The following is a 26,404-nucleotide window of genomic DNA, read 5'->3' as shown; positions in this document are numbered from 1 at the left end:
CAAATGGCAAATCGAATGATTTTAAATGAAACATCCTATCATGGAAAAGGGGCTATTGCAGCTATCCCAACGGAATTTCATGCAAGAAATTTCAAAAAAGCAGTTGTGATCACCGATAAAGAGCTGCATAAAATCGGTGTCGTAGCAAAAGTCACCACCTTATTAGATGAGGCAGAGATTGCTTATGAAATCTACGACGGTATCGTACCTAATCCAACGATCGAGAATGTCAAAGAGGGCGTGACTTTCGTTCAAGAAGCAAAAGCGGATGTGATCCTGGCAATTGGCGGAGGTTCGCCGATCGACACAGCCAAAGCCATTGGAATTATCGTAACGAATCCAGAGTTTTCTGATGTCCGTAGTCTAGAAGGTGTGGCAGATACAAAACATCCAAGCTTGCCGATCTTAGCTGTTCCGACGACTTCTGGTACGGCCGCTGAAGTCACGATCAACTATGTGATCACTGACAAAGAGCGTTCTCGTAAATTTGTATGTGTTGATCCTCATGATATTCCAATCGTTGCCTTTGTTGACAGTGATTTGATGATGGGCATGCCGAAAGCCTTGTGTGCGGCAACTGGGATGGATGCGATGACTCATGCTATCGAGGGATTGATCACGAAAGGTTCATGGGAAATGAGTGATATGTTCCATCTCAAAGCCATTGAGATTATCGGTCGTAGTTTAGCCGATTCCGTGAATGGTGATCCAAAAGGTCGAGAAGATATGGCTTTAGGACAGTACCTTGCAGGAATGGGTTTTTCAAATGTTGGTTTAGGTCTTGTGCATGGAATGGCTCATCCATTATCCGCATGGTATGACATCCCCCACGGTGTCGCTTGCGCTGCCTTATTACCAACGGTCATGAAATACAATAAAGAGTTTACAGGCAATAAATATCGAGAAATCGCGAAGGCACTGAACATTAAAGACGCAGAATCTCGTTCCATCCAAGATATTCGTGATGCCGCTTGTGAAGCGATTGACGCTTTATCGAAGAAAGTTGGCATCCCTGCGACGATCTCCGAACTAGGTGTCAAAGAAGCGGATATTGCAAAAATTGCTGAAGATGCGTTCAATGATGTCTGTACCCCAGGAAATCCAAGAGAAACGAACGTGTCAGAGATCATTGACATCTATCAAAGCTTGATGTAAGTTTATCGACTCTCTTGTTGTTACGACTTGACTGATCAATTAAAAATGGTTCTCTTGGTTTGTGAATAACGACCAAGAGAACCATTTATTTTAATATAGAAAATTTATTTCATTAAACCATCAACGTGTACATACCTACTGCGACGATTGCACCAACCATTGGTCCTGCAATCGGTACCCATGAATAACCCCAGTCAGAACCACCTTTATTAGCGATTGGTAAAATCGCATGAGCGATACGTGGACCTAGATCACGAGCTGGATTGATCGCATATCCTGTTGAACCACCTAGTGATAACCCGATAGCTAAAATCAATCCTCCAACAGCAAAGACATTTGTTCCACCCGCAAATTCTGTTTGGCCAAATGCCAATAGTCCTAAGACTAAAACGAACGTACCGATCAACTCTGTAATAAAGTTAGCAGGATAGTTGCGGATGGCTGGTCCAGTCGCAAAGGTTCCTAAGATTGCCCCTTGATCCTTTGTTGCTGACCAATGTGGCAAATAAGATAACCAAACAAGTACCGCACCGACGATTGCACCTAGTAATTGCGCGATGATGAATGGGAAAACCAAATTCCAACCGATTGCCCCTGTCATTGCCATCCCAAGTGTCACCGCAGGATTTAAATGAGCGGGTCCCATGAATCCTGAAATAAATACTGCCATCGTAACAGCCATTGCCCAACCAAATGCAATGACGATCCAACCGGAGGCTTGCGCTTTACTTTTGTTTAAATTCACTGCTGCACATACGCCGTCCCCTAAAAGGATCAAAATCATCGTTCCAATAAATTCCCCCATGATTTGGGTCATGTCTGCATTCATTTTATTTTTCTCCTTTCAGGTCACGTAAGTCTGACTCAGCGATCAGTTGCTCTAAATGTTGTGTTTCACGTTCTTTTTCTTCGTCTGTCCATTCAAAGTATGCAGCAATCGCATCAATGATCGGTTGTTTGATGGCATCTAACTGATCTCTTTCAAAAAGTAGATGGTTGGTACGGCGAATCAAATAGTCACCTGGAACTAAGACCATTTCGTTTTCTAATCCGTAACGCAGACGCGCAGATTCTGCCAAAGTCAATCCTGGATAAGGATTCATTTCTTTTGCTAATTCAAAGATGTGTTTCGCATTTGTTCCATAGAAATCTGCGATATATGCAGCATCTTTTTCATCAAGACCTGCTTCCACACCGATTTTTGTATATTCTTCGACCATTTCTTCTTGTTTCGTCGGATCAAAATCGCCGCCTGAGATCGAATAAGTCTTGGAATCAATCTCTTTTACAGTTACACCATACTCTTCTTGTAACAGTTGACGGATCAATTTCATCGCGCCTTCTGCCATTTTGCGATAATCGGTGATTTTACCACCAGATAAAGTAACTAGTCCATCTGGTTCACGTTCTAATGAACTACCGCGAGAAACAGTGGATGGTGCTTTTTCATCACGACTACTTTCTAAATGATTCAACACATCTTCGACTTCTACTCGTGATACCTTGCTTTCTTTGTAATCCGTCACCGTATCAACGACTTTACGGAAACTTTTATCAGAGATCGAACCGTTATCACCACCGTTGTAGTCAGAACCAGCATTGCCGATCAATAACGGACGTAATCCTGCCCAACTTGATTCGATATCAGCCAAAGTGATATTTGCTTCTGGATAACGATGATTGATCACGTCTAGTAAGTAATCCACATCTTCCTGTGTTACTTGAGGGTCTGTAAAATCGCCTTGGTAATCGGTATCTGTTGTCCCAAAATACGTTTTGTTTTCACGAGGAATCGCAAAGACCATCCGACCATCTTGTTTTCCTGTATCGAAATAAGTAGGCTGTGGCACAGGCAGTTTCTTCGCGTCTACTACTAAATGGACGCCTTTTGTCGGACGCATTTTTGGTGAGATCGCACGCTTGAAGTTCAGGTTACGGATCTTGTCCACCCATGGTCCACTTGTGTTGATCACTACTTTTGCTCGGATCTCAATGACTTCATCACTTAACAAATCACGCGCTTTGACTCCGATGATCTGGTCACCTTCATAGATAAAACCGGTAGCTTTCATTTTGCTGACCAGATATGCTCCGTCTTCTGCCGCTTTTTTGATATTATCGATCACTAAACGGGAATCATTATTCCGGAAATCCAAGTAAACACCGGCACCTGTTAAGCCATCTTTTTTAAGAAACGGCTCACGTTCAAGAACTTCTTCAGGTGTCAACGTATAGTTTTCATACTTCGTTCCAGTTACTTTTGCTAATTTATCATAAAGATCCATCGCTACTTTTACAGAAAACATATTGAATGTCGTTGCGCCTTCTCCTTCATAAATCGGCAACAACATCGGATCTGGTTTAGGGATATGCGGTGCCACTTGTTGTACCACTGCACGTTCGCCTACTGTATCTGCGACCACTTCAACGTCAAACGTTTTTAGGTAACGAATCCCCCCATGAACTAACTTGGTTGAGCGTGAAGAAGTTCCTTCTGCAAAATCCTGCATTTCGATCAAACCGGTTTTAATACCTGAAGCAGCTGCTTGGATTGCTACACCTGCACCAGTGATTCCGCCCCCAATAATCAAAAGATCTAATTCTTCTTGTTTCATGTGGTCAATGTTATCTTGTCTTGTTTTTTTTGAAAACATCTTGTGTTCCCTCCCTTTACTCAAATGCTTGAGTTGCTTTCACTGCTTTTTTCCAACCAGTGTAAAGTTTTTCTCTACGCTCTTCTGGCATTTCCGCCTCGAAGATTTTACCAGCTTCATAAAACTCACGAATTTCATCCGTATCTTTCCAGTAACCAACGGCTAATCCTGCAAGAAAGGCAGCACCTAATGCAGTGGTCTCCAAGTTACCGGCACGTTGGATCGGTACATTCAAGATATCTGTTTGGAACTGCATCAAGTATTCATTATTGGCTGCACCTCCATCAACTTTTAACACAGGAATCTGGATGCCGGTATCATCTTGCATCGTATCGATGATATCTCGAACTTGGTAGGCAATGGATTGTAATGTCGCCTTGATGATATCCTCTTTCGTTGTTCCTCGAGTAAGACCAAACATAGAACCACGTGCTGCTTGATCCCAGTAAGGAGCGCCAAGTCCAACAAAAGCAGGTACAACGTAAACTTCGTCATCACTAGTTGAACGCTTCGCTGCATCTTCTGAATCACTCGCTTTTTGTAGCATTTGCAGACCGTCACGCAACCATTGGATGGAAGAACCGGCAACGAAGATACTCCCTTCTAGCGCATAGTAAACCTTTCCATTTATTCCGTAACCAATCGTCGTCAACAGATTGTTTTTAGATAATTGTGGTTTTTCACCTGTGTTCATCACAATAAATGAACCTGTACCATACGTATTTTTGACCATTCCTGGCTCAAAAGCCATTTGACCGAATAAGGCCGCTTGTTGGTCTCCTGCCATCCCAGAAATCGGTGCTTCACTACCATAGAAGTGGTACCCTTGTGTATAACCGTAAATCTCTGAATTTGAGGTTACTTTCGGTAACATCACTCGTGGAATATTCAGTAGATCTAAGATTTCTTGATCCCAATCCAATTCATGGATATTGAACAACATTGTACGACTCGCATTCGAGTAATCGGTTACATGTGCTTGCCCATCTGTCAATTTCCAAACAAGCCAAGAATCGATCGTTCCAAACATCAACTCGCCTTTTTCTGCTCGCTCTTGTGCACCTTCTACATGGTCTAAGATCCAGCGAATCTTAGTAGCAGAGAAATACGCATCAATGACTAAACCAGTTTTTTCATGGAAAAACTCTTGGTGTCCGTCTTCTTTTAATTTGTTAGCAATACCAGCTGATTGACGCGATTGCCAAACTACAGCATGATAAATCGGACGTCCTGTATCTTTTTCCCAAATCACTGTTGTTTCACGTTGATTCGTGATACCAATACCGGCGATTTGTGTTGGCTTGATACCAGATTCAATAAACGCACCTGCGATAACTGATTGTACGGAGTTCCAGATTTCATTCGCATCATGTTCTACCCAGCTTTCCCGGGGAAAATATTGTGTGAATTCCTTTTGCGAACTACCGATGTGTCTTCCTTTTTTATCAAAGATAATCGCTCGTGAGCTTGTTGTCCCTTGGTCAATCGCCATGATATACGTTGATTCTGTCATTATGATCTCCTCCATTTTTGCAAACGCTTTCTTTAACTACTTTTATGGTACACCTATTTAAGGAGTAGAAACTGCCAAAAAAATAGCAATTCACTTTTTTTTTGACAGTTTTTTAATTTTTGGCTTTTTTTTCTTGCTCGATTTTTTGCTTTAACCTTAAAATATCATAACTTGAAGCAAACTCCGATAGATAATAGTACTCTTGACCTTTTTTATCCTGATTGAAGGTGATCACAAAATCATAACTTTTTTCTGGTTGGACTTCTTCGATCACGATCCCGCTGATCCCCTTTAACTCTCGAATCAAGAACTGTTGGAAAGCAACCCGATAGATCGGTAATGATTGTAGATCAATGCCAATAACCACAGATTTTTCAATATAGAAATCGATCATCATCAAAATATTCGCGTATTGACTCATCAGATTATCCAAAACTTGATTGGTCAATTTTTTCATAGGAAGCTGTTCGACTGTCGTTTTTTTCAATCGTTCAAGTAATTGAGTCAACGAATCACCCAACATCCGTTGTTGTTGGATGAGTAAGTGTGGCGGATCATAGATGGTTAAATAGCCAGAAAAAAAGTATAACTCATTATTGATTTGTGCCAAGTGATACCCAATTGTTTTCTCTTCCTTGATTTTTAGACGCCTTGGTCGATAATGCCACAGCATGGTTTCTCGAATATACGTATCCAACACCGCTGTAGGTAACTTTTTGCTACGAGTCAACTCGTATTGATAAAATGTCTCTTCCTCCAGTACCGAGAAAGTAACGAGAAAACTATAAAACATCATCGACTCATACGCCGTAACATCAGCTGCTGTTCGACTAAGATATAAGGAAATCACCGGATGGATGGTCTGGTACAGTTGATCCTCTTGGTATATTTCTTTTTTCTCTTTTGTACTAGAAAACTTCATCTTATCTGACAGTAACCTTTTCCGTGTAATACCGATCCATGTCGCAATTTTTGTCGATGATTGTGGGGAAAAAGTTGTATTCAACACATGCGCCAATCCTACTATCAACGGACGCTTATCTGGAGTATCTTGTAAATACTGTGGTCTTTGTGACTCTGGGAAAAATTGAAATAAGGAATAATAAAAATAACGGATCTGGAGCTCTTCTCCTTGGATTTGTCCATTCTTTATCTGTAGAGAGAACTCTTTCAATAGCTGATTCAATTCTTTGGTTTTCCTAAAGACAGAGGATTCACTGATCGTAAAAGCTGTTGCCAAACGAACACTTGAAGCTTGTTGGTGTTCAAGAAGATACGTCAAGATCTGATATTTCACGCTTTGTTGTACCAAAAAAAGCATGATTTTTTCTAAACTCGTATGCTCATCTAATTCAAGGACGACTTGAAATTCATTTTTTCGGACAGAAATCTTTGTTTTCATCATACGACCGATCAATTCAAGGTCTTCGATATATTGGTCGAAGGCAGATTTTGATAATTTCACAGAGGAGCGCAACTCATTGATTGAAGCGGAACCACCTTCTAATACAAGCATTCGTAAAATCTCAATTTGGATTTGCTCTTTTTTTTCTAAAAATTCTTCAATCTTCATCGAAAGAATCAACCACCTTTACAAGAGCTGTTGGCGCTCGATACTCTGGTTGAAAGAAGAATTCGCGCGCTTCCAGGTCTGCGAGTGTCCATCCTTCCTCAACTGCTAAAGTCAGTCGGTCTAAAAGATAGAAAATAACTGCTTGGCTATGACATTGCGCGCCAATCAGTTTTCCTTCTTCCGTCAATAGCACTTTTATTTGGATCAACTCCTGATTCGCAGCAGAAGCTCTGGTGGTTAAATATTGTGTGTTGATTTCCCCAGCATAAAAGATACTTTCGCTTTCTGTTAAACCGACACTCCCAAAATAATGTCCGAACCAGTGATTACCGATTGGACGATACGTACCTAAATCCTTCTTTTGTTGCCCACTGATATTTTTACTGGCGATCTTCGCCGTTCGAATCGCATTGTTGACTAAAGACACGTACATCTTTTCTTGCGTTGGTCGATAGGTTACTTGGATGGCATCGCCAATAGCATAAATATTTTCCTGGGATGTTTGCAGGTAGTCATTTACCCAGATCGTCCCATCATCATTCAATCGCAAGGATTCTTCCCATAATTGATTATCTGGTCGGGTGTAATTTGCTAACAAGACTAAATCATACGTCTCACTTCTTTTTTCCGTGAAGATCTTTGTTTGTTCTGCTTCAATGATTTCTTGTACTTGTTCATTTAAGAAATATCGAATACCTCGATTGTTCAGCTCGCGATACAACGGCTTGATCATCTCTGGATCAAAATATCGGAATAAAACTGTCGATTGGCTTTCGTACAGATGAAGTTCTTTTCCCAGGTTCACTAATCCTTCGATGAGTTCCAAGCCAACTTGCCCTGCACCGACCACTGCGATTTTTTTTGCATTTCCAATACGTTGTTGGAATTGTTGCGAAGTTTTAGGATCTTTGATTGTCCAAATCGTGTCGTTTTCTTGTGTACTAAAACGGAAGCGTTGTTGTGAGCCTGTCGCAATCACAAGAAAATCGAAAGACAATATTTCCCCATCATTTAATTGGATTTGGTTTTTATCGCTGTTTAGCGCAGTCACTTCTGTTTCTACCCGTACTGCTATCTGATGTTCTTGAGTCAATTGCTCTTTAGTGATCCAATAATGATGGGCTTCTTCATGAAATTCCCCTTTTAAAATCAAATTGACACTATTCGGGATAAAACCTATCCGCGCTTGCTTCTCAATAATGATTATCTCACTTTCTGGACAGTCGTTGCGCAAAGAAATAGCTGTCTGAATGCCCGCAAATGAGCCACCGACGATTACGATCCTCATATGTTATTCTCCTCTTTTTCATCTGTTATCCTTAGAGTATCATTTCTTAGAAAACGTTTCAATCAGTAAAGGGTATCGTGGTGGACGCTCGCTGGAAATAAGCAGATAATCCCTTTCACTAAGCCACGCTATTGAACTAGAAGAACGAAAAAAATTAGTTGAAACATCGAAGATAAAAACACAAGGAGCACTCGAAATTTGTTGGTTTTCGAATGTCCCTTGTGTTTTTGTGCGTATACACTGCCTGACTTATGCCACGCTTTCTGATCTTAGCTTTAAATTTTATAGCCAATGCCCCAAACCGTTTTAATATAGGAAGACTGCTTGTGCGTGTCATGCATTTTTTCTCTTAAATTTCGAATGTGGACCATGATGGTATTATTGGAGGAAGTATAATATTTTTCGCCCCAAATTTCATGAAACATTTCTTCAGAGCTGATGACTTGTCCCTGGCGTTCCATCAATAATTTTAAGATGGAAAATTCGATTGGTGTCAGAAAAAGCTCCTCTTCCTGTAAAAAACATTTTCGTTTATCAACATCTAATACCAAATCTTTAACGATCAATTTGTGTTTATCAAATCCATTGTACTGAGTGGATCGCCGAATCTGGGCCTTCACTCGGGCAATTACTTCTAAAGGGCGAAAGGGCTTCGTAATATAATCGTCTGCGCCAATCGTCAATCCTGTGATCTTATCGATTTCCTCGGTTTTTGCGGTCAACATGATGATCGGATATTTATGATTTTTTCGGATTTCTTTACAAAGTTCGAACCCAGAGATGTCCGGTAGCATCACGTCAAGAATTGCCAGTGAAAATGTATTTTGTTCAATTTGTGTTTGAGCAGATTTCCCATCAGAGCAAGTCGTTACTAAAAAATTCTCGTTCTGCAAATAAAAGAGAATTAGGTCTGAAATTTCTTTTTCATCTTCAACTAAAAGTATTTTTTCCAATCGTATCGACCGTCCTTTTCAACTTAGTTGCTTTCTGATACCTTCATTTTTGTATTACCCAAAGGCAAAGTAACAAACATCTGGATTTCATTATTTTTGCTGGCAGCTTGAATGGTTCCTTGATGAGCCAGAATGATTTCTTTGGCGATCGCTAGACCTAGTCCCGCACCGCCGGTTTTTGTTGAACGGGCTTGATCAAGGCGATAAAACTTTTCAAATAATGCTTCCAGCTGCTCTTGTTCGATGAGCTCACTTTGATTGGCAAGAATAAAGGTTGCTTGATGCTCAGAAACCGATAGTTCCATTGTGATCATTGTATGTTCAGGTGCGTAGGCGATCGCATTTTTCAATAGATTATTCAATACTCTGGCTAACTGTTCACTATCAGCTTCAATTTTCAAGCTTTCCGGTCCGATATAACGAACCTCTTGTCCTTTTTCTTTCAACAACGGGTAAAATTCTTCCTGGATTTGTTTTAATAAGAACACAAAATCAAGTTCTCGTTTAAACAATTGGATATCTTGAAGATTGAATCGAGTAATATCGAAAAATTCATTCATCAGTGTTTCCAACCGTTCAGACTTTTCAAGAGCGATAGTCAGAGACTGAGCCATTTGTTCGTTCGTTAAGTTCTTTGTATCCAATAATAAGTTGAGGTAGCCGATCACGGAGGCTAAAGGTGTCTTCAAGTCGTGAGCCAAATAAGTGATCAAGTCCTTTGTTCGTTGGGTTTCTTCCTTTAGGAGGGTTTCATTTCGGTTCATCGTATTTTTTATTTTTAACAATTCATTATCGATTGGCATACTTCTAGTCGAAGCTTCCGTAGACCCAGAGAAAAAAGGCTGAATGCCTTCAGCGATTTGTGTAATCTTTTTTCTTGAGTAGTAGCGATAGATAAAATAGTTGATTAAGAAAACGATAAAAATAAGAAAGAGAGAGAATGCTAATAGGAGTTGCTTGATCATCGTCCAATCAACAAAATTTCCAATAATCGTCCCCCCTTCCCCGTCACTCGTTCCAACAACTTCTTGCATGACAAATTTTGAAAAAAAATCGTCGATGACCATGTGAATGATTCTTGTCTCCTTTATTAGCCAAACGATTCCTAATAATAAGCAGATGCCTAAAAAGGAAAAAACAAAGCGAGGATGTTTAATATGCATGAAAAGTTCCTTTCAAATAAATAGTCTTCATTCATTCTTGATTATAACAAAGCGAGGATACAACGAATAGAGAATATCTCTTAAGAAATCTTCAGAATATATTAAGAGAATCATTCAAAACGTTTGTAGGTGAAGTGCTTAAATAAAGGTAGTCATCCAATTAACCAATGAGGAAGGTGAGAGGTTTGAGAAAACATAAAAAAAATTTTAAAAAAGCCATCATGGTCACTGGTGCTCTACTGGTTATCGGCAGTACAGCTGGGGCAAGTGCTTTAAGGCTTGATCGCCGAGAAGCCCCAGCTATCACGCGTGTATCTTTACAAGATCTGCAACCTAGAAATGACTTTCACTTGGTGGGGGTCATTGAACCGGCGAGAACCATTGAAGTGAAGGTAGATAGCGGGCGAGGCTCAGTCGTCGAAAAAAAGGTTGCGACGGGAGATCAAGTGAAAGCCGGACAAGCGCTGTTTGTCTATTCTAACCCTGAAGGATCTTTAGCTATTAAGGAAGCAGAGCAAACCACTGCAAACCGTAGGAGTGCAGTAGAACAAGCCCAGCGACAAACAAACCAGAAATGGGAACAATACAACAAGGTAACTACTCAATTGGAAGAGACCAAACAAAAAATAACTACCGCAAAGGATGAAGATAAAGAAGCGCTAGAAGACCGCAAAAATGAATTAGAAATGCAACAAAGTCAACTATTGATGGAAGCTCAAAATTCAGAGAATAGTATAGGCGATGCAACCTTAGAACTAGAACGAGCAGAATTGGAGTTGAACTCCGTCAAAGAACAACATGGTTCAGATGTCGTGGAGGCTGGTATTGACGGAATCGTCAAAGATATTGATGAACGACAAATGAATATGAATGCGAGTGAAGCAGCCCCAGAGTCCCCTTTCATGACTATCGTCGACACAAGCCGGCTGTTTTTAAAAGGGACCGTAGATGAATTCCGTCGCAGTCAGCTGGAACCGGGACAAAAAGTTCAACTAAAGGATCGTAATGGCGGTAGTCAGCAATGGACTGGACAGATCACACGAGTTGGTGATATGAAAGAACCTTCAGTAGTTGTGGAAGAACAAGGTGCAAACCCAAATTTATCTCAATTCAGCTTTGAAGTTGCTTTGGATAAAAGTGAAACCCCACCAAGCATTGGTACTCATTGTTTCGTGGAACTGATCGAAGAAAACCAAACAGAAATCAAGCTGCCAAAATCATTCGTTTTCTATGAAGAAGACAAGCCTTTCATTTATGTTGTTGAAAATCATAAAATCAGCAAAAAACAAGTAGAGTTGTTCGAAGATGAAATGGATGAAGCAATATATTTGCTAGAAAGTGAGCTAGACTTGGACAGCGAGCTTGTCTTTCCCACAAATGATGTCAAAGTAGGAATGGATGTGAGAACAAATGATCCAACTAATTGATGTCTGTAAAACGTTCCAACAAGGGCTTGGTGAAATCCATGTCTTGAATAAAATCAATCTAACAATTGACAATGGGGAGTTTGTTTCTATCATGGGACGATCAGGTTCGGGCAAATCAACCTTGATGAATATTATCGGCTGCTTAGATACACCGACAAAAGGAAGCTATCTAATTGATGGCAAGATAACCAGTCAAATGGACGAAGACGATCTTTCTGAGATTCGCAATCAAAAAATTGGTTTTGTTTTTCAAAATTTTGAACTATTGCCAAAATTGTCCGTTTTACAAAATGTTGCTTTACCACTTTTGTATGCCGGTGTCATGCAAGAGGAACGAACACGTCGTGCTATTCATGCCTTAGAAAGTGTCGGTTTGGCTGACCGAATCGATTTTAGGATCAATCAATTATCTGGTGGTCAAAAACAGCGGGTAGCCATTGCTCGGGCACTGGTTGGAGAGGCAAATGTGATTTTAGCTGATGAACCGACCGGCTCCTTAGACACAGCCAATAGTCATGAAATCATGTCCCTATTCGCAAATCTAAATGATATGGGAAAGACAGTTGTGTTGATTACACATGAACAAGAGGTTGCTGACTATGCCAAACGTCAAATTCTTTTAAAAGATGGTTTGATTGTTGAGGAGGTCAAAGAATGAAAGAAAATATTCGGTTAGCGATTCAATCGATTTACCAGCATCGCTTACGCTCCCTGTTGACGATGTTAGGAATCATTGTTGGGATTGCTTCAATCATTTCCATTGTGAGTATTATCAATGGAAATACTGAAAATATGAAAAAGCAGATGATTGGCGGTTCTACTAATTCGATGCGTATCGAATATGACGCCAGAAGTGCCTTTCTTGCCGGAGAAAATGGTAGAAATGATCGGCTACCTGACTATTCTCCTCAGATATCAGATGGTGAACTCCAAAAATTACTGACTATCGATCATGCCAAGAATGTCAGCTTATTCTATGAAGCTAATTTGCCGGTCTTTCAAAGAGAGAGACAGACCGATGCCGTAGTATTAGGAATGGATGGAAGTTTCTTTGAAATCATGCCTCATAAGATTCTTAAAGGTAGAGCAATGACTGAAACCGAATTACAATCACAAAAACAAGTCGCTCTGATCACAGCTGACTTGGCAGAGATTTTTTTTCAGTATCGCAACCCTTTAAATCAACTGATTGAGATTAATGGAACACCTTTTCGAATCATCGGTATCGCAGAGTCTGAAACGGATCAACTTTCAGGGAAATATGTTTTCATTCCTAGAAATAGCCAACGTCTAGTTGAAGGGAAACTTAATCAAAAGCCAACGGTATTGTTTCAGGCTACGAATGCAGAAGTGTTAGAATCAGCTGTCGTTCAGGCTAGCCATGAACTGACAAAAAGCATCCCACCATCAGATTTTGTTTTTTCCATTCGAAATTATGATGAGGTAAAGAAGATGACTGATGATATCAATCGTTCAAATATGATTTTATTGGGCGGAATTGCCAGTATTTCCTTGTTAGTCGGTGGGATTGGAGTCATGAATACGATGCTGGTCAGCGTGACAGAGCGAACTAGAGAGATTGGCTTAAAGAAGGCATTAGGCGCCAAACGAAAAGTGATTTTGCAACAATTCCTGACAGAAGCAATCGTCTTATCAGTAATTGGTGGATTGATTGGTATTATTTTAGGCACGATCATCAGTCTGGTCGCCCTGAATCTGCTAGAGTATCCACTGACGATATCTCTGCTTTCTATTTTGATCAGTGTTACTTTTTCGATGCTGATCGGTACTATTTTTGGTTATTTACCCGCCTATAAAGCGTCGAAATTAAAACCAATCGAAGCATTACGATATGAATAAACAGGAAGGTGTTTTTATGAAAAAAAGAATGTTATCCATTCTCTTCTTAGCGATAGTATTGACTGGCTGTGGTTCTACCACCAACCAGTCACAGGTGAACAATGACAACGTCCCCACCAATGCACAAATCACTCCCCCGCAAAAACAAACCGAAACGAGTCAAAGTGGCGATGATGAGCAAAACAACAACGAGCAAACAGATTTTGATCGTGCTAATGATTTACTTGATCAAGCAGATGAGTCTGGGATTCTTGTGTCTATGAATGGTGATCAATTTGAACTAGAGATCACAAAATTTTATCAAAAAAATGAAGATGATGAGATCTATGATATGGCAGTCTCCTCTGACGAAAAATTAAGCTTTACTATTACCAGTGAGACTGAGATTACAGCCGTTATTTATAATGCACAAACTCAAAACTCTCGAATCGTTGAAGGCTCAAGAGCAGACTTACAGCTTGAAAGATCCGTCAATCTTTATGGTCAACAAGTTGGCGATACCTTTATTGCCACCAAAGTCATCGTCATGCAAGTCAATTAGATAGCTAGAAAAGCTGGTTGATTAGAAAAGAAAAAACTAAATGTACCACCCTTATACTTTAAAATCACACACCAATCTATCTTGATTGATACTTCGTTCCTATCCAATTGTTTAGAGAATGATATGATCCCAGTTTTCTAAGTTTTTCAACAAAAAAATGCGGGTAGAAAACAAGACTGTTTTCTACCCGCACTAAGTATTAAAGAACTACTTTTTAGAAACACTACAAGCTTCTATGCTCTCTTTTTTTACACATCAGCATATCATTTACTGTTTTGCTTGATCAATGGAGATATTATGCAGATTTTCAACTAAGGTGCGATGTTCACGAGGTCCGGTCGACTCTGGTGCTTGATCGAGCTGTTCAATCAAATTTAATTCTTCTTCTGTTAATCGGAAATCAAAAATGGCGATATTTTGCTTCATACGATCCACATGGACAGACTTAGGGATCGTGATGATCCCTAGTTGTGTTTGCCAACGTAGGATGATTTGTGGGACAGTTTTATGGTATTTTTCAGCTAATTCCTTTAAAACTAGTTCATCAAAGATCCCATCTTTTCCTTGGTTGAAGGGACTCCACGCTTCAGTCACGACATCAAAATGAGTGGCTGTTTCTCTTTGTTGTTTTTGTTGACGGTATGGATGTTGTTCGATTTGGTTGATCACTGGCTTGATCCGATGATTCAAAATCAAATCAGTCAAACGACCGGTTGAAAAATTAGAGACTCCGATTGCCTTTACTTTTCCTGCATCATAGAGTTCTTCCATGACACGCCATGCGCCATAATAATCATTGTAAGGCTGATGGATCAAGAAAATATCAATATAGTCTACCCCTAATTTTTGTAAAGAACGTTCGTACGCTTTGTATGCGCCCTCGTAAGAAGCATCAGTGACCCATAACTTGGTTGTAATAGTGATCTCTTCTCTTGGAATCCCACTTTTTTTGATTGCCCGACCAACGGCTTCTTCATTGTAATAAACAGCCGCAGTATCAATCAGGCGATAGCCAGCATTCAGCGCTTCTAAAACGACTTGCTCACATTCTTCTTGATCCCAGATTTGAAAGACACCAAATCCAAGTACAGGAATTGTCAATCCGTTGTTCAAGGTCCGTGTTTCCATCATTGATTTTCTCTCCAAACTCCACGTTATTTCGTCAATTCAGCAACGACTTTTTCTCCTAATAAATGTGCAGACTGTGGGTTTTGTCCTGTTAATAAACGCCCATCTGTATGAACAACTTCAGTAAAAGCTTTCCCTGCCTGATAATCGGCCCCTTTTTCCTTCAATGAATCTTCGGTCAGGAATGGTACGTTATTCGTTGTTCCATTTAATTCCTCTTCTTCATTACTAAAGCCAGTCACTTTACGTCCAGCTAAAATGGACTGTCCGTTTTCATCAACAACAGGTAATAAGCCTACGACACCATGACAAACCGCTGATACGATCCCATTATTTTTGTAGATCGCAGAACCAATCTCTGCTAATCTTTCTGATCCGGGGAAATCCCACATCGTTCCATGTCCACCGGCATAATAAATCGCTGTATACTCTGTTGGGTCCACTTCATCCGGACGTAACGTTTGCCCTAACGCACGATTACGAAAGTCTTCATCTTGGTAATAGGTCCAATCCACTTGGTCCATATCTACTATACTTTTTGGTTCCAATGGTACGTATCCGCCATTCGGGCTAACAAAATCAGCTTCGATCTTGTTTTTGACTAATACATCATAAAAATGAGTCAATTCACTTAACCATAAACCTGTTGGACGCTCGATACTGTCGTATTTTTCTACATTTGTCAAAACAATCAAAACTTTCATTTTTTCAGCTTCTTTCTTATATATTGATGGTTGATCCATAGCGTTGATTAAGAAAATTATACAACGGACTTGGTAAATACAAGTCTTTGTATGCTTCAGAAAAAGGTTTCGTCACAAATTCAGCATCTCGACCTTCTAATAATTTGACCGCCCATTCAGGATCTACCAACATTTGTTGACCTACTGCTACGAGTTCCGCATGAGCTAACACAGACTCGACATCTTCGCGGTTACGGACATTCCCGACACCTACTAACGGGATTTTCCCTTGAATCGCTTCGTGGACATATTCAAGAATTGATTTTTCGTTGTAGGTCTCAGAACGAGCCACACGATCATATGTGTTCAATGAAACATGCAGATAGTCTAATTTCGTTTCACGTAATTGTTCCATCAACCAAATCGTTTCTTCAAAACGGATACCTGGTGTTTCAAATTCTTCTGGTGAAAAACGATAGCCAACAATAAATGGTTTGGTTGCGTGTGTTTCAACTGCTTGGAAGACAGATTTCAATAATTCTTCAATAAAATGATAACGTTTCTCTAAAGAACCACCCCATTGGTCTTCTCTACGGTTCGAATGAGGAGAAAAGAATTGTTGGATCAAGTAAGTATTCGCACCATGTAATTCTACTCCGTCAAATCCTGCTTCAATGGCTCTGCGTGTTGCTTCTCCAAATGCTTGGATCGTTTCACTAACTTCTTCATCACTTAATGCCCGAGGTGTTTCGGCATCTGGACGTTCTGCCGGAATCGCACTAGCAGATACTGTTTGTTCTCCTGATAATGTCGCACGGCTTGTCATACGACCGCCATGGAAGATCTGCACGATTGCCTTGGCGCCTTCGCCTTGAATGGCTTGTGCTAACTCGCTTAGACGAGGAAGCATTTCATCATGGGCGATACTCAATTCCCCTGGCCAACCTTTACCGATGTCTTGCACATTTGCTGCACCAGTGATCACTGCTCCTAATCCTTTTGAGCGTTGTGCATAGTATTCGATCTCGTCTTTTGTGATTACCCCATTAAAAAAGCTAAGTTCTGTAGTCATTGGTGATAGCATCAACCGATTTTTCAGCTCACTACCTGATGGAAATGTGATTGATTCATTGAATTTTGCCATTCTTCTTCCTCCAATATGACGAATGTCACTTATTTTTTCTCGTATTTATTTAACCATACGATTAGTTGTACATGCAACTGTTATGTTTAAAAAATTTTATTTTTTTTGTAATTTATTGGTCGCTTCATTCAGCTCTTGAGAAAGCCGCTCGCTCTCGGCAGCACCTAAAACAACTTTATATGCGTGGTGCAACTCATCCCAACTACTGTCGATCTCTTTGACAAATTCACGACCTTCATCAGTTAAAAATACCAAAGATAACCGTCCTTCTGTAACCGTTTTGACATAGCCTTTATATTCTAACTTTTCTACAAAACGTGCAATCGTTGAAGGCGCTGAATACAACATCTGCGCGATATCTTTTTGAGGAATACCGTTTTTTTCTTTCAAAATCAGTAAGATAAATCCATAAGTAGGTGCAAGTCCCGTTTTCTTGAAAGCTTCATCAGCTAATTTATTCAATACTCGATCGAGCTTCTTCACACTAAAAAAAAGACATTCTTCTAACGAACGTTCAATTGATTTCCCCATTTTTACACCTCCTGTTAGCGTACATATCATAGTATGATTTAGTTGATTTGTCAAAGAGGAGAATAGCATTCATATGTAGTTCAAATGATCATCTATAAAAATACAATGATATGTAGAAGCATCTATTCGTTTTTAGAAGGTGTAAAACAACTAAGGACAAATCCCCATTGTCGTATCTAAACATTCATATAGCATGCAATGAGCAATTCAGTTCACGCATTTAAAAACAACCCACGCTCATAATGAGATCAGACGGAAAGGATGGTTACTATTTCCCTCAAAATATCCACACTATAAACTAGTCTATGCTTAATGTTGATTCTTATTGAGTAATACGAATTCCTACTAGTTTTTTCATACGGTGCCAGTGACTGAAAAGGATTCTTTAGAATGACCTTGAGTCATTCATCAAACTGCTTATGTAACCCAGCTCCCTTAAGTTTAGTAAGATCTTTTTCGTAATTTTTTTTATTTCTATAATGTATCCCAATCAATCTCATCTAACTCTTCCGTTTCTTCCTCTTCGTATTGCTTAATCTGATTGAGCACCCCTGTATTTTGTAAATAGAGCGTTTCCTGAATTGCATTCCAATCTGATTTACTTATGATTACTACACTTTCCTCTTCACATTTAGAATGGATGATTTCAACCGGTTAATTGTCTGCCACAGCATGCCTAATCAAGCTATATAAATGATTACGAGCCTTCGTTTCCATCTCTATTCACGCCCTTCTTTATTGCTAAGTATAACGTACATACAAGCGTGCACCAATAATCATAAACCTGATAAATTTCATCTTATATCTCTTGTTAACATAGCCTTTATCATTTGATTTCATTGACTGATCATAAAGAAGAGAACATAGCTTTTTATTCAATATCTCCAAGCCTAAAAAAAATACAACACTAGGCTCGAGACATTAGGTAGCTTGCACACCTAAAACCAAATGAACGGTGTTCCAGAAATAAGTGTGAAATATAAAAAATGAAAAGAAAAATTTCCGATACTTCACACTTATTTCTCGGAGCTGAGCAATTCTATCACTCATCACCCAATTTTCACTACAAATGCTTCATAAGGACGTAATTCGATTTCTCCTACAGGTACTTCTCGATCATAGTTGGCAATGATTAGTTCCGTTGCTTCTTGCGGAATAGTCCATTCATGTGTTTGCTCGGATAAGTTACAGACGATCAACCAACGTTCTTCATTTAGTGTACGATAATAAGCAAAGACCTCAACTGGCGTTTCTGTCAACAATTCATATTCTCCCCAAACGATGATCTCATTGTGTTTGCGTAACTCGATCAAGCGTTTGTACGTATAGAAAATCGAAGAGGAATCTGCGACTGCTTGTTCCGCGTTGATGGTTTTGTAGTTTGGATTGACGGATAGCCAGGGCATTCCTGTCGTAAATCCACCATGTGCTGTTTCATCCCACTGCATTGGTGTACGTGCATTGTCACGTCCTTTGGCATTGATAGACTGCAAGATCTCTTCTTTATGATAGCCAGCTGCAAGTCGTTCGTGATACATATTGATCGTTTCGATATCTTTTGCTTCTGAGATTTCCCGGATTGGCGCATTTGTCATGCCTAGTTCTTCCCCTTGATAAATATAAGGAGTCCCTTTCATCATGTGTAGTAAAATAGCAAACATTTTTGCACTTTCTACACGATATTCCTGATCATTCCCCCAACGTGAAACAATTCTCGGTAAATCATGATTATTCCAAAACAAACTGTTCCAACCTTCATCACCTAACGCTGTCTGCCATTTTGACAAAACTTTTTTCAGTTCAGAAACATCTAAAGCTTTTAGATCCCATTTATCCTTACCTTCTTGTTGGTCCAAACTCATATGTTCAAATTGGAAGATCATGGATAGTTCATTTCTTTTAGGGTCTGAATAAAGCTTCGCGATTTCTGTCGTTGCGCCCCAAGTTTCACCTACCGTCATCAAATCTTTGTCGCCAAAGGTTGCTTGATTCATTTCTTGTAGGTATTCGTGAAGCCGAGGTCCATTATTGGTGATTTCTTGATCGGGTAGTTTGCCGATCGTATCGATGACATCCATGCGGAACCCGCCAATTCCTTTATCGATCCAAAAATTCATCATGTCATAGACTTCTTGTCTGACTAGCTCATTCTCCCAATTCAAATCGGGTTGTTTCTTGCTGTATAGATGCAAATAATATTGACCAGTCGCATCATCAAATTCCCAAGCAGGTCCACTAAAAATCGAACGTAATGTATTAGGCACATCACCATTTACTGGATCACGCCAGATATAATAATCTCGATATGGATTGTCTTTGCTTTTTCGTGATTCGATAAACCATGGATGTTCATCAGAAGTGTGATTGACGACTAAATCCAAAATGATTTTGATGCCTGATTTCTTCGCTTCCTCAATCAGTTCGTCCATTTCAGCCATCGTCCCAAACTCAGCCATGATTGCTTCATAATCGCTGATGTCATAACCATTATCATCATTTGGGGATTCATAGACTGGGGAAAGCCAGATCGTATTGATTCCTAGATAGGTTAAATAATCTAATCTTGAAATAATCCCTCTTAAATCACCGATTCCATCTCCATTCGTATCTTGAAAACTACGTGGATACACTTGATATACCACTGATTGATGCCACCATTTTTTCTCCATATGATCCTCCATTTGTTTTGTCCTATTCTCAAAGAATTGTAACGCTTACAAAAGCAAGAGTAAACAGGCAGAAACATGTTACCGATAACATTAAAATCCAGGATTTAGAAATAAAACAGCGCGTGGGGAAAGTTTCAATTCATGGAGTATGCCTGAAAACAGAAACCATCGATTGAAATAAGTAGAATTTGCTATCCACATGTCCGTTTAGAGTGTACCCTAAATAGACATTAGCCAATCATTGAAAAATCTCGATTTCTAATGTATGATTAGGGTGTATTTTAAACGATTCAAGAAAGTAGGTAAAAAATTGAAAGTTGCATATATTAGAGTCTCTTCTCTTGATCAAAATGAACAACGCCAAATTGAAGAAATGAAACAATTTGGAGCAGAAAAAATTTTTATTGAAAAACAATCTGGAGCCACAATTTCAGAACGGCCAATTTTTCAAAAGGCTTTAGATTTTGTACGTGAACAAGATACTTTTATTGTAGAAGCAATTGATCGATTAGGGAGAGATTATGATGAAATTATTGCTTCAGTTAATTACCTAAAAAATAATAACATCCGACTGATCATTACTAGTCTACCTATCATGGCGCAAGCAATTGGAGATCCACTCCTGGATAAATTCATTAAAGACTTAATCATTCAAATATTGGCCATGATTGCCGAACAGGAACGTAAAGAATCCAAACGACGCCAGGCACAAGGAATTAAGATTGCAAAAGCGAATGGTGTTTACAAAGGACGTCCTAAGTTATATAGCGCAGATACAAAAGATCCCCAACGTCGCCTTGTTTATAAAAGCATCGTTGAGGATCTTGAGAATGGCGTTGCTATTTCTAAGATTGCAAAAGACTACAATATTACTAGACAAACAGTTTATAGAATTAAAAATGAAATCAACAATAAGAATGCCTATATAAAGATAAATAATCATTGACCAATTAAAAAACTCTTACCAAAGTAAGAGCCTACGCATTTAAGTTATTCAAATCAGGAAGTGCTGTGGTGAATTTAATAGTACCTTTTTTAACGGGTAGCACTTAATTCAGATAGCTACTAAATTTTTGTAATTGATCACCGTTTTTTCTGAAGTAGCGGTTACTTTGTCCATGCTTAAAGTGACAACTGCCGAATTATTTAGCAGAGTTACGATGGTTCCGATGACTTGTTTCTTGTTATGTTTAAATGACACCTGTTGATTTTCTTTAAAAGCCAAGCCTTCGATAGATGATTCTATTGGTTTCCACTTTCCAAAACTCATAATAATCTCCCCTTTTTAAGTATTAAAAAAACCGTCTCAAGCAATTGAGACGGTTGAACAAATCATTTATGCTGTGCAAATGTTAACGGCTTGCATGCCACGTTGACCTTCTTCAGTATCAAAGGTGACTGCTTGACCTTCATCAAGAGACTTGTAGCCATCTGCTTGAATCGCAGAAAAATGAGCAAAGACATCTTGGCCATTCTCTCCGGTGATAAAACCAAAACCTTTATCTGCATTAAACCATTTTACTGTACCATTATTCATACTATTTCCTCCTTGTGCATCACTACGTATGCGTTTTGTTGCAATAAATATTTGATAAGCAAAAGGAGAGTATAAATGGAAGCATAGCACTCTTAATACGTTTCAAAGTATATCACTATATTCAGTATACCATACAACTGGGTGGTATACTAATTTTATAAAAATTTGGTCATTTTCTGTACGCTCTGGAAATAAAAAATGAATAGGCTCTTTAAAAAATATCTTGTAAATAAATATTTTTATCACATTTTTTTAAGGTTCAACATTTTCTCTAATGAATTCATAAATACTTGGTTTAAAGCGAACGGCCATATTTTCACCACTAACAGCACCAAAATGAATTCCGATTACTTCATTTTGATTATTGAACACTGGTGATCCTGAATTCCCGCCAAAAGTACTAGCATTGTAATAAATTCGATTCGTTGTTTCAGTCGTAGATACGCCTTTGCTCTCCCACATGGTAGCCCATGGTTTATCTCCTGGATAACCAATAACTCTGATAGGTGTTCCAACTGTAGTAGTGGGATTATTTATATATTTAGCTGGAGTTACAACGTCACCGATATTCTGTCCCTCTGTATTAGGTTTTAAATAAACGATAGCTAAATCTTGTCCATCTGGACTATATTTGATTTCTTCTCCATAGAATGTTCCTTTATACTCAGTATTAGAAACTCGAGCTGCATTTACTTTTATATTAGCGGGATCTCCATTATTTGCAGCATTTGCAACGTGTCTGTTAGTCAGGATAGCATTTTTCCCTACTACCACACCAGATCCTTGAGTAGCATTATTCACATAAATAAAACATACTGACTGATAAGGTTCCACTGAAGCATCTATTATTTGAGTTCTATCATTATTAGGCAGTATCGCTTTTATATGCAAATTGGTTTCGTCTGCTCTTACAATAGGACTTAAACTGATAAAGTTTATAAAAAATAGGATTAACAAAAGGTTCCACATTCTAAACTTTCTATTCTGCATAACTACTTTCTCCTTTAAAAATATTTTATAATTACTATCTTTTCCGATCAAATATACTAAGCAACTGTTTTAGTTTTTATCTCCCTTAAATAATATAGGCTTCAACTTTTAACTAATAATATCCTCCTATATTTTATATATAACACATTGTGAAATAAAGCACATAAAATAGAGTAATATTTCGTCTATTTTTTTGTGTAAGGATTTCGTATAGTTTTCGATAATCAATATAGCCATTGAGAATGCTTTATATTTTTCAACAAAAGGAAAATATTAGGTACTGATATTACAAAATTAAAAAAATTTGAAAAACGAGTCTTGAAGAAACAACCATTCACTTCACCCTCATCTAAGTCAGCTTTTCCAGTTCTTGAATATAATCCACAAGCAATCGATCCATCATACTACATTGAAAATCATGGAATGTTTCGGGTCCATACTGCGATTGTACCCACATAGTTCTTTAAAGTAGGTGGAGTATTCACTTTCAACGATTCGAAGGATTTCCACATCTGAACAGTGATCAAAGTCGATCAGATCTACTACTAGACTCATCTTGGCATCGATTCCTAAGATCTCCGGCAATAGTTTCCAAAAATTCTCCTGACAGATCTGACTTACTAAGGTTTCCAATCGTTGGATCTGGGTGTTTAAATAGACCTTTAGGTCTTCACTTGCTCGTTTTTCTGCCTCTTCAAAGGTACTTTAAAAGCCCTCCAGATACGCTTCTTTTGTAAAAAATGTAGGCATTGTTTTTTCCTTCCTTCTTTTAAAATGTTTCATGATCGATCAGTGGATTCAACTGATGCTTGACTCTTGCCCAATCTTGCGCCGTAGGAATACTGCCCATAAGAACATAATCCGTGTCAAGAGCGTAATCCAAAAGGTACGGTCGATAGTTCGTTACAATCAAATCAACGTGTGCATCATTTAAATGTTCCGGCGTCAATTCCTGAAGCGGCATAAACAACAGCTTATGATATTCCCCTAATAGTACACGTGCCTGCATTCGGATGGATTGAACCACTAAGTAGTCACCTTCTAATAAAAATAAAACTTTTTTGACCGGTTGGTAATAGTGGAACAATAAGTTCATATATGCCGTAAAACTCACCACGATATCTTCAAAATATTGACCAGAAAAACTGAGTACTCGGGCATGTTTTAAGAGAAATTGTTTATGGGCTTCATAAATCTGTTTATCGCTTTTCTTTACCATCCAATGGATTTCTTCTAGCTCTTTGTTCAACACTGGACTCACTGCTTCATTCATCAAGCGCGAAATGAAAAAAGAGGTCATAAACGGTTCTAAAGTATCCGTATCCCATTGTTCAAAGAAAGGATCAGAAAGATAATCTGACACGATGAATTGAAGATCCTTCCAGCGGTTGAATCGTTGGTTAAAAGTTTGTTCTTGGTCCACACGATGGATCGTCCGTTTGGAAATAATCGATAAATGGATCCAAGCGAATTCTTCCTTTGATAGATAGATCTCGTATTCATCTTTGATTCTTTCTTGTAAAGAATAAAGCAACTGAAAATCTTTTTCCTGATAAATGCTTACTTTTACCCATTCAGGTAAGGACATAAAATGGTTTTGATGAACTCGGACCATTGCGATATAAAGCTGGTAATAAAAGGCTGAAATCGTGATTCCCGTACCCAATTCATACTTTCCCAATTTGCCAGACAGTTCGTTCAAGACCAACGTATGTAAGTCTTCTGGCGGACGGATTGTATACGGAGTTTGTTCACTGCTATAATAAAAATCAAAAAAGAACTTTCGGATATTGGCTTCTTCCCCTAAAAAATTGACTGGGTTAAAAGCCAACGTTAACTCATACTCAGCTAATACCGGTCGGATTCTTAATAAAAACCTTCGTAAAGTACTCTCTGCATAACTGTGCTGGTGAGCCAAGTCAGCCACTGTAAAATCTTTTCCCCAAAAAACATTTCCCACGATTTCAAATAACACTTCGTTTTCCAACAGTTGTTCTTTTTTCTCTTGGTAGTCCCTACGATTTCGTTCTTCAAAATAATACCCACTATAATTCGAACGTAATTCGATGCTTGTGCCAAAATGGTTTTTGAATGCTTGAATATCTTTTATCAAGGTACGTTGTGAAATAGCCAGTCGTTCACTCAGCTCTCCAATCGTAAAACGCCGTTCTTGTTCCATCACACTTAACACCTGCATCCATCGCTTGACCTCTGCGCTTGTAATAAACGCCATCTGAAACTCACGCAATTTTTTTCCCCCTCACTTTTTCAAATATTTCCCTCTCATGCTCGTTCACTCATCTTGACTCAGAAAATGCAGAGAGCACTTCATCGATTTTCTCCTTGCTAGGTACATAGGGAAGTTCAATCGTTTCACGAGCGTTTCTAGCTTGTGGTTGATTCACGATTTGTACATGACGTACTAGTCCCAGTGGATTCATTTGGGCAGCTTCCACCACCTGTAGGCCAGATTTTTTTAAAATCGTTTCAACTTCCTGTTTGATCCATCGTGTCAAAGCACGTGGTCCTACTAGCTGATAGGAAACATAAATCGTCTGGCTATATTTTTTCTTCTCAGCTAAAAAACGTTTCATGAGTACTTCTAAAGGAGACGGTTTATCACTGTTTGCATACGGCACTTGTTCTGGTGCTTCAAGTGTAGGTAGCTGGAAAAAGGCCTCCATTAAAAAAAGGAGTGTTTCGAAAAAACCATAAGTCAGACCTTCGGTAACTCATACTCACTCGCAGGTGAAAATGTGCGGGTAAATGCCTGTTGTGTCAAAGGGTTCAAAAATTGACTCTCATCTAACGAGAGAAGAAACAACGCAGCTTTTTCTGGTCCTGGCAGAAACACACTCACCTGTTGATCCAAAGCCTGGATTAGAGTTGTTTGGGCTTGTTTATGTGCCACTTGTTCTTGTAAGCAATGTCCTTGGTCGACTCGTTGCTTAGCTAGTTTCAGCCATTGATTAAACAAGGTTTGATCTAGGTGCCAAGGTCCGTCTTGAATCGCCACTTTCTCCTGATGTAGGTCCTGAATATGTTCTGAAAGAAACCTAGGATACAATGGTAAGGTGAAATAAAAATCATAAAGGAATTGGCGAATCCCCGCTTCTTCGCCCCATAATTGATTGGTTTTAGATTCAATTTTTATCCCATAGTAGGTCGTTAATAACGTTTGAAGCTGCCGTTTCATCCGTTGGAAGCTTGCACTCGACACATCAAGATACGCCATCCACTGTTGATTGTCTAAACACTTTCCCGCAGCCAATTGATCCACAAAAAGAAAAAGTTTCTCTTCATTTAGTAACGCTTGTTTCTCCTCATAATACCCTTTAGGGTTCAGAAAGGAAAAGTGATAGCCCTTCTCATCGCCGATCAAATGGATCCGCTCACCAAAATAGTCCTTGATCACCTTTATATCCTCAATAATCGTCCGTCGCCCAAACCCAGTCTGTTTAGCTAAGGTTTGTGCGGTAACATGTTCCTCTTCTTCTAACGTCGCCAATAAGAGCAGCCAACGTTTCGTCTTATCTGCCATGACTAAATGATCAAATAAAATGTGCATATTTTTTTCTGTACTTTCTATGAAGAA

Annotated in this window: 24 protein-coding genes and 1 pseudogene; 6 read left to right on the top strand and 19 right to left on the bottom strand. The window is 39.0% G+C overall.

The window, feature by feature from the left end; all coding sequences use genetic code 11:
- Positions 1–3: 3 nt before the first annotated feature.
- The gene (gene fucO, locus HZ311_RS09720) at positions 4–1,155 is read left to right on the top strand and encodes a lactaldehyde reductase (RefSeq protein ID WP_023519044.1); all 1,152 of its coding nucleotides are present in this window, start codon (positions 4–6) and stop codon (positions 1,153–1,155) included.
- Between the two features lie 112 nt (positions 1,156–1,267).
- Here fucO and HZ311_RS09715 read toward each other — a convergent pair whose 3' ends face one another.
- The 7 genes from HZ311_RS09715 to HZ311_RS09685 all read right to left on the bottom strand — a co-directional run bounded on the left by HZ311_RS09715 (position 1,268) and on the right by HZ311_RS09685 (position 10,299).
- Complete coding sequence (locus HZ311_RS09715; RefSeq protein WP_010736418.1) at positions 1,268–1,984, bottom strand: MIP/aquaporin family protein; 717 nt, start codon at positions 1,982–1,984, stop codon at positions 1,268–1,270.
- A gap of 1 nt (position 1,985) precedes the next feature.
- Positions 1,986–3,809: a type 1 glycerol-3-phosphate oxidase gene (gene glpO / locus HZ311_RS09710; protein WP_010736419.1), complete on the bottom strand. Its 1,824-nt coding sequence runs from the start codon at positions 3,807–3,809 to the stop codon at positions 1,986–1,988.
- A gap of 16 nt (positions 3,810–3,825) precedes the next feature.
- A complete protein-coding gene (gene glpK, locus HZ311_RS09705) occupies positions 3,826–5,322 on the bottom strand; it encodes a glycerol kinase GlpK (RefSeq protein WP_023519042.1) in 1,497 nt (498 codons plus the stop codon).
- Between the two features lie 112 nt (positions 5,323–5,434).
- Positions 5,435–6,895, bottom strand: coding sequence for a helix-turn-helix domain-containing protein (locus HZ311_RS09700; RefSeq protein WP_062805749.1), 1,461 nt, complete (start codon positions 6,893–6,895; stop codon positions 5,435–5,437).
- Positions 6,885–8,183 (bottom strand): NAD(P)/FAD-dependent oxidoreductase, encoded by a 1,299-nt coding sequence (locus HZ311_RS09695; protein WP_137071969.1) that lies wholly within the window; start codon positions 8,181–8,183, stop codon positions 6,885–6,887. Before HZ311_RS09695 ends, HZ311_RS09700 begins: the two co-directional genes overlap by 11 nt.
- A 275-nt stretch (positions 8,184–8,458) precedes the next feature.
- Positions 8,459–9,136 (bottom strand): response regulator transcription factor, encoded by a 678-nt coding sequence (locus HZ311_RS09690; protein ID WP_010736423.1) that lies wholly within the window; start codon positions 9,134–9,136, stop codon positions 8,459–8,461.
- Between the two features lie 23 nt (positions 9,137–9,159).
- Positions 9,160–10,299 carry a sensor histidine kinase gene (locus HZ311_RS09685; RefSeq protein WP_023519039.1) on the bottom strand — a complete coding sequence of 380 codons (1,140 nt, stop codon included), beginning with the start codon at positions 10,297–10,299 and terminating at the stop codon, positions 9,160–9,162.
- A gap of 176 nt (positions 10,300–10,475) precedes the next feature.
- On the opposite strand from HZ311_RS09685, the gene HZ311_RS09680 reads away from it, so the two are divergent.
- From HZ311_RS09680 to HZ311_RS09665, 4 genes are read left to right on the top strand one after another with little or no spacing between them, the layout of a single operon-like run.
- On the top strand, positions 10,476–11,726 hold the full coding sequence (locus HZ311_RS09680; RefSeq protein WP_231867629.1) for an efflux RND transporter periplasmic adaptor subunit: 1,251 nt from the start codon (positions 10,476–10,478) through the stop codon (positions 11,724–11,726).
- Positions 11,710–12,384: an ABC transporter ATP-binding protein gene (locus HZ311_RS09675; RefSeq protein WP_010736426.1), complete on the top strand. Its 675-nt coding sequence runs from the start codon at positions 11,710–11,712 to the stop codon at positions 12,382–12,384. Before HZ311_RS09680 ends, HZ311_RS09675 begins: the two co-directional genes overlap by 17 nt.
- On the top strand, positions 12,381–13,586 hold the full coding sequence (locus tag HZ311_RS09670; RefSeq protein WP_137071965.1) for an ABC transporter permease: 1,206 nt from the start codon (positions 12,381–12,383) through the stop codon (positions 13,584–13,586). Before HZ311_RS09675 ends, HZ311_RS09670 begins: the two co-directional genes overlap by 4 nt.
- A 16-nt stretch (positions 13,587–13,602) precedes the next feature.
- Positions 13,603–14,127 (top strand): hypothetical protein, encoded by a 525-nt coding sequence (locus HZ311_RS09665; protein WP_010736428.1) that lies wholly within the window; start codon positions 13,603–13,605, stop codon positions 14,125–14,127.
- Positions 14,128–14,394: 267 nt separating this feature from the next.
- Here HZ311_RS09665 and HZ311_RS09660 read toward each other — a convergent pair whose 3' ends face one another.
- From HZ311_RS09660 to HZ311_RS09640, 5 genes are all read right to left on the bottom strand, one after another.
- Positions 14,395–15,255 (bottom strand): aldo/keto reductase, encoded by an 861-nt coding sequence (locus HZ311_RS09660; protein WP_034691665.1) that lies wholly within the window; start codon positions 15,253–15,255, stop codon positions 14,395–14,397.
- Between the two features lie 26 nt (positions 15,256–15,281).
- A complete protein-coding gene (locus HZ311_RS09655) occupies positions 15,282–15,959 on the bottom strand; it encodes a type 1 glutamine amidotransferase domain-containing protein (protein WP_023519036.1) in 678 nt (225 codons plus the stop codon).
- 16 nt (positions 15,960–15,975) lie between these two features.
- Positions 15,976–17,082 (bottom strand): NADH-dependent flavin oxidoreductase, encoded by a 1,107-nt coding sequence (locus HZ311_RS09650; RefSeq protein WP_023519035.1) that lies wholly within the window; start codon positions 17,080–17,082, stop codon positions 15,976–15,978.
- A gap of 96 nt (positions 17,083–17,178) precedes the next feature.
- Positions 17,179–17,613 carry a MarR family winged helix-turn-helix transcriptional regulator gene (locus tag HZ311_RS09645; RefSeq protein WP_010736432.1) on the bottom strand — a complete coding sequence of 145 codons (435 nt, stop codon included), beginning with the start codon at positions 17,611–17,613 and terminating at the stop codon, positions 17,179–17,181.
- Positions 17,614–18,662: 1,049 nt separating this feature from the next.
- Complete coding sequence (locus HZ311_RS09640; protein WP_023519034.1) at positions 18,663–20,282, bottom strand: glycoside hydrolase family 13 protein; 1,620 nt, start codon at positions 20,280–20,282, stop codon at positions 18,663–18,665.
- Between the two features lie 310 nt (positions 20,283–20,592).
- Between HZ311_RS09640 and HZ311_RS09635 the strand changes: the two genes are divergently transcribed.
- Positions 20,593–21,228, top strand: a complete 636-nt coding sequence (locus HZ311_RS09635) for a recombinase family protein (RefSeq protein WP_175401321.1) — start codon at positions 20,593–20,595, stop codon at positions 21,226–21,228.
- 108 nt (positions 21,229–21,336) lie between these two features.
- Here the strand turns inward: HZ311_RS09635 and HZ311_RS09630 are convergent, their stop codons facing one another.
- The 7 genes and pseudogenes from HZ311_RS09630 to HZ311_RS09605 form a co-directional block, all read right to left on the bottom strand.
- Positions 21,337–21,552 carry a DUF2187 family protein gene (locus HZ311_RS09630; protein WP_137071959.1) on the bottom strand — a complete coding sequence of 72 codons (216 nt, stop codon included), beginning with the start codon at positions 21,550–21,552 and terminating at the stop codon, positions 21,337–21,339.
- A 66-nt stretch (positions 21,553–21,618) separates the two neighbouring features.
- Complete coding sequence (locus tag HZ311_RS09625; RefSeq protein WP_071868074.1) at positions 21,619–21,819, bottom strand: cold-shock protein; 201 nt, start codon at positions 21,817–21,819, stop codon at positions 21,619–21,621.
- Positions 21,820–22,071: 252 nt separating this feature from the next.
- Positions 22,072–22,809 (bottom strand): trypsin-like serine peptidase, encoded by a 738-nt coding sequence (locus tag HZ311_RS09620; RefSeq protein ID WP_137071957.1) that lies wholly within the window; start codon positions 22,807–22,809, stop codon positions 22,072–22,074.
- Between the two features lie 399 nt (positions 22,810–23,208).
- Positions 23,209–23,487: pseudogene (locus HZ311_RS09615) on the bottom strand (DUF7006 family protein); the annotation flags it as partial.
- A 91-nt stretch (positions 23,488–23,578) separates the two neighbouring features.
- Entirely contained in the window at positions 23,579–25,057 is a 1,479-nt protein-coding gene (locus HZ311_RS09610) for a helix-turn-helix domain-containing protein (RefSeq protein ID WP_178946643.1), read from the bottom strand.
- Between the two features lie 49 nt (positions 25,058–25,106).
- Positions 25,107–25,403, bottom strand: coding sequence for a hypothetical protein (locus HZ311_RS15775; RefSeq protein WP_232092478.1), 297 nt, complete (start codon positions 25,401–25,403; stop codon positions 25,107–25,109).
- A 122-nt stretch (positions 25,404–25,525) separates the two neighbouring features.
- On the bottom strand, positions 25,526–26,377 hold the full coding sequence (locus tag HZ311_RS09605) for a helix-turn-helix domain-containing protein (RefSeq protein WP_232092477.1): 852 nt from the start codon (positions 26,375–26,377) through the stop codon (positions 25,526–25,528).
- Positions 26,378–26,404 lie beyond the last annotated feature (27 nt).

Source organism: Enterococcus mundtii (genome assembly GCF_013394305.1).
In the GTDB taxonomy this organism is placed as follows: Bacteria; Bacillota; Bacilli; order Lactobacillales; family Enterococcaceae; genus Enterococcus_B; species Enterococcus_B pernyi.
Note: the sequence above shows the minus strand (reverse complement) of the source record. Positions and strands in the feature narration are given on the sequence as shown.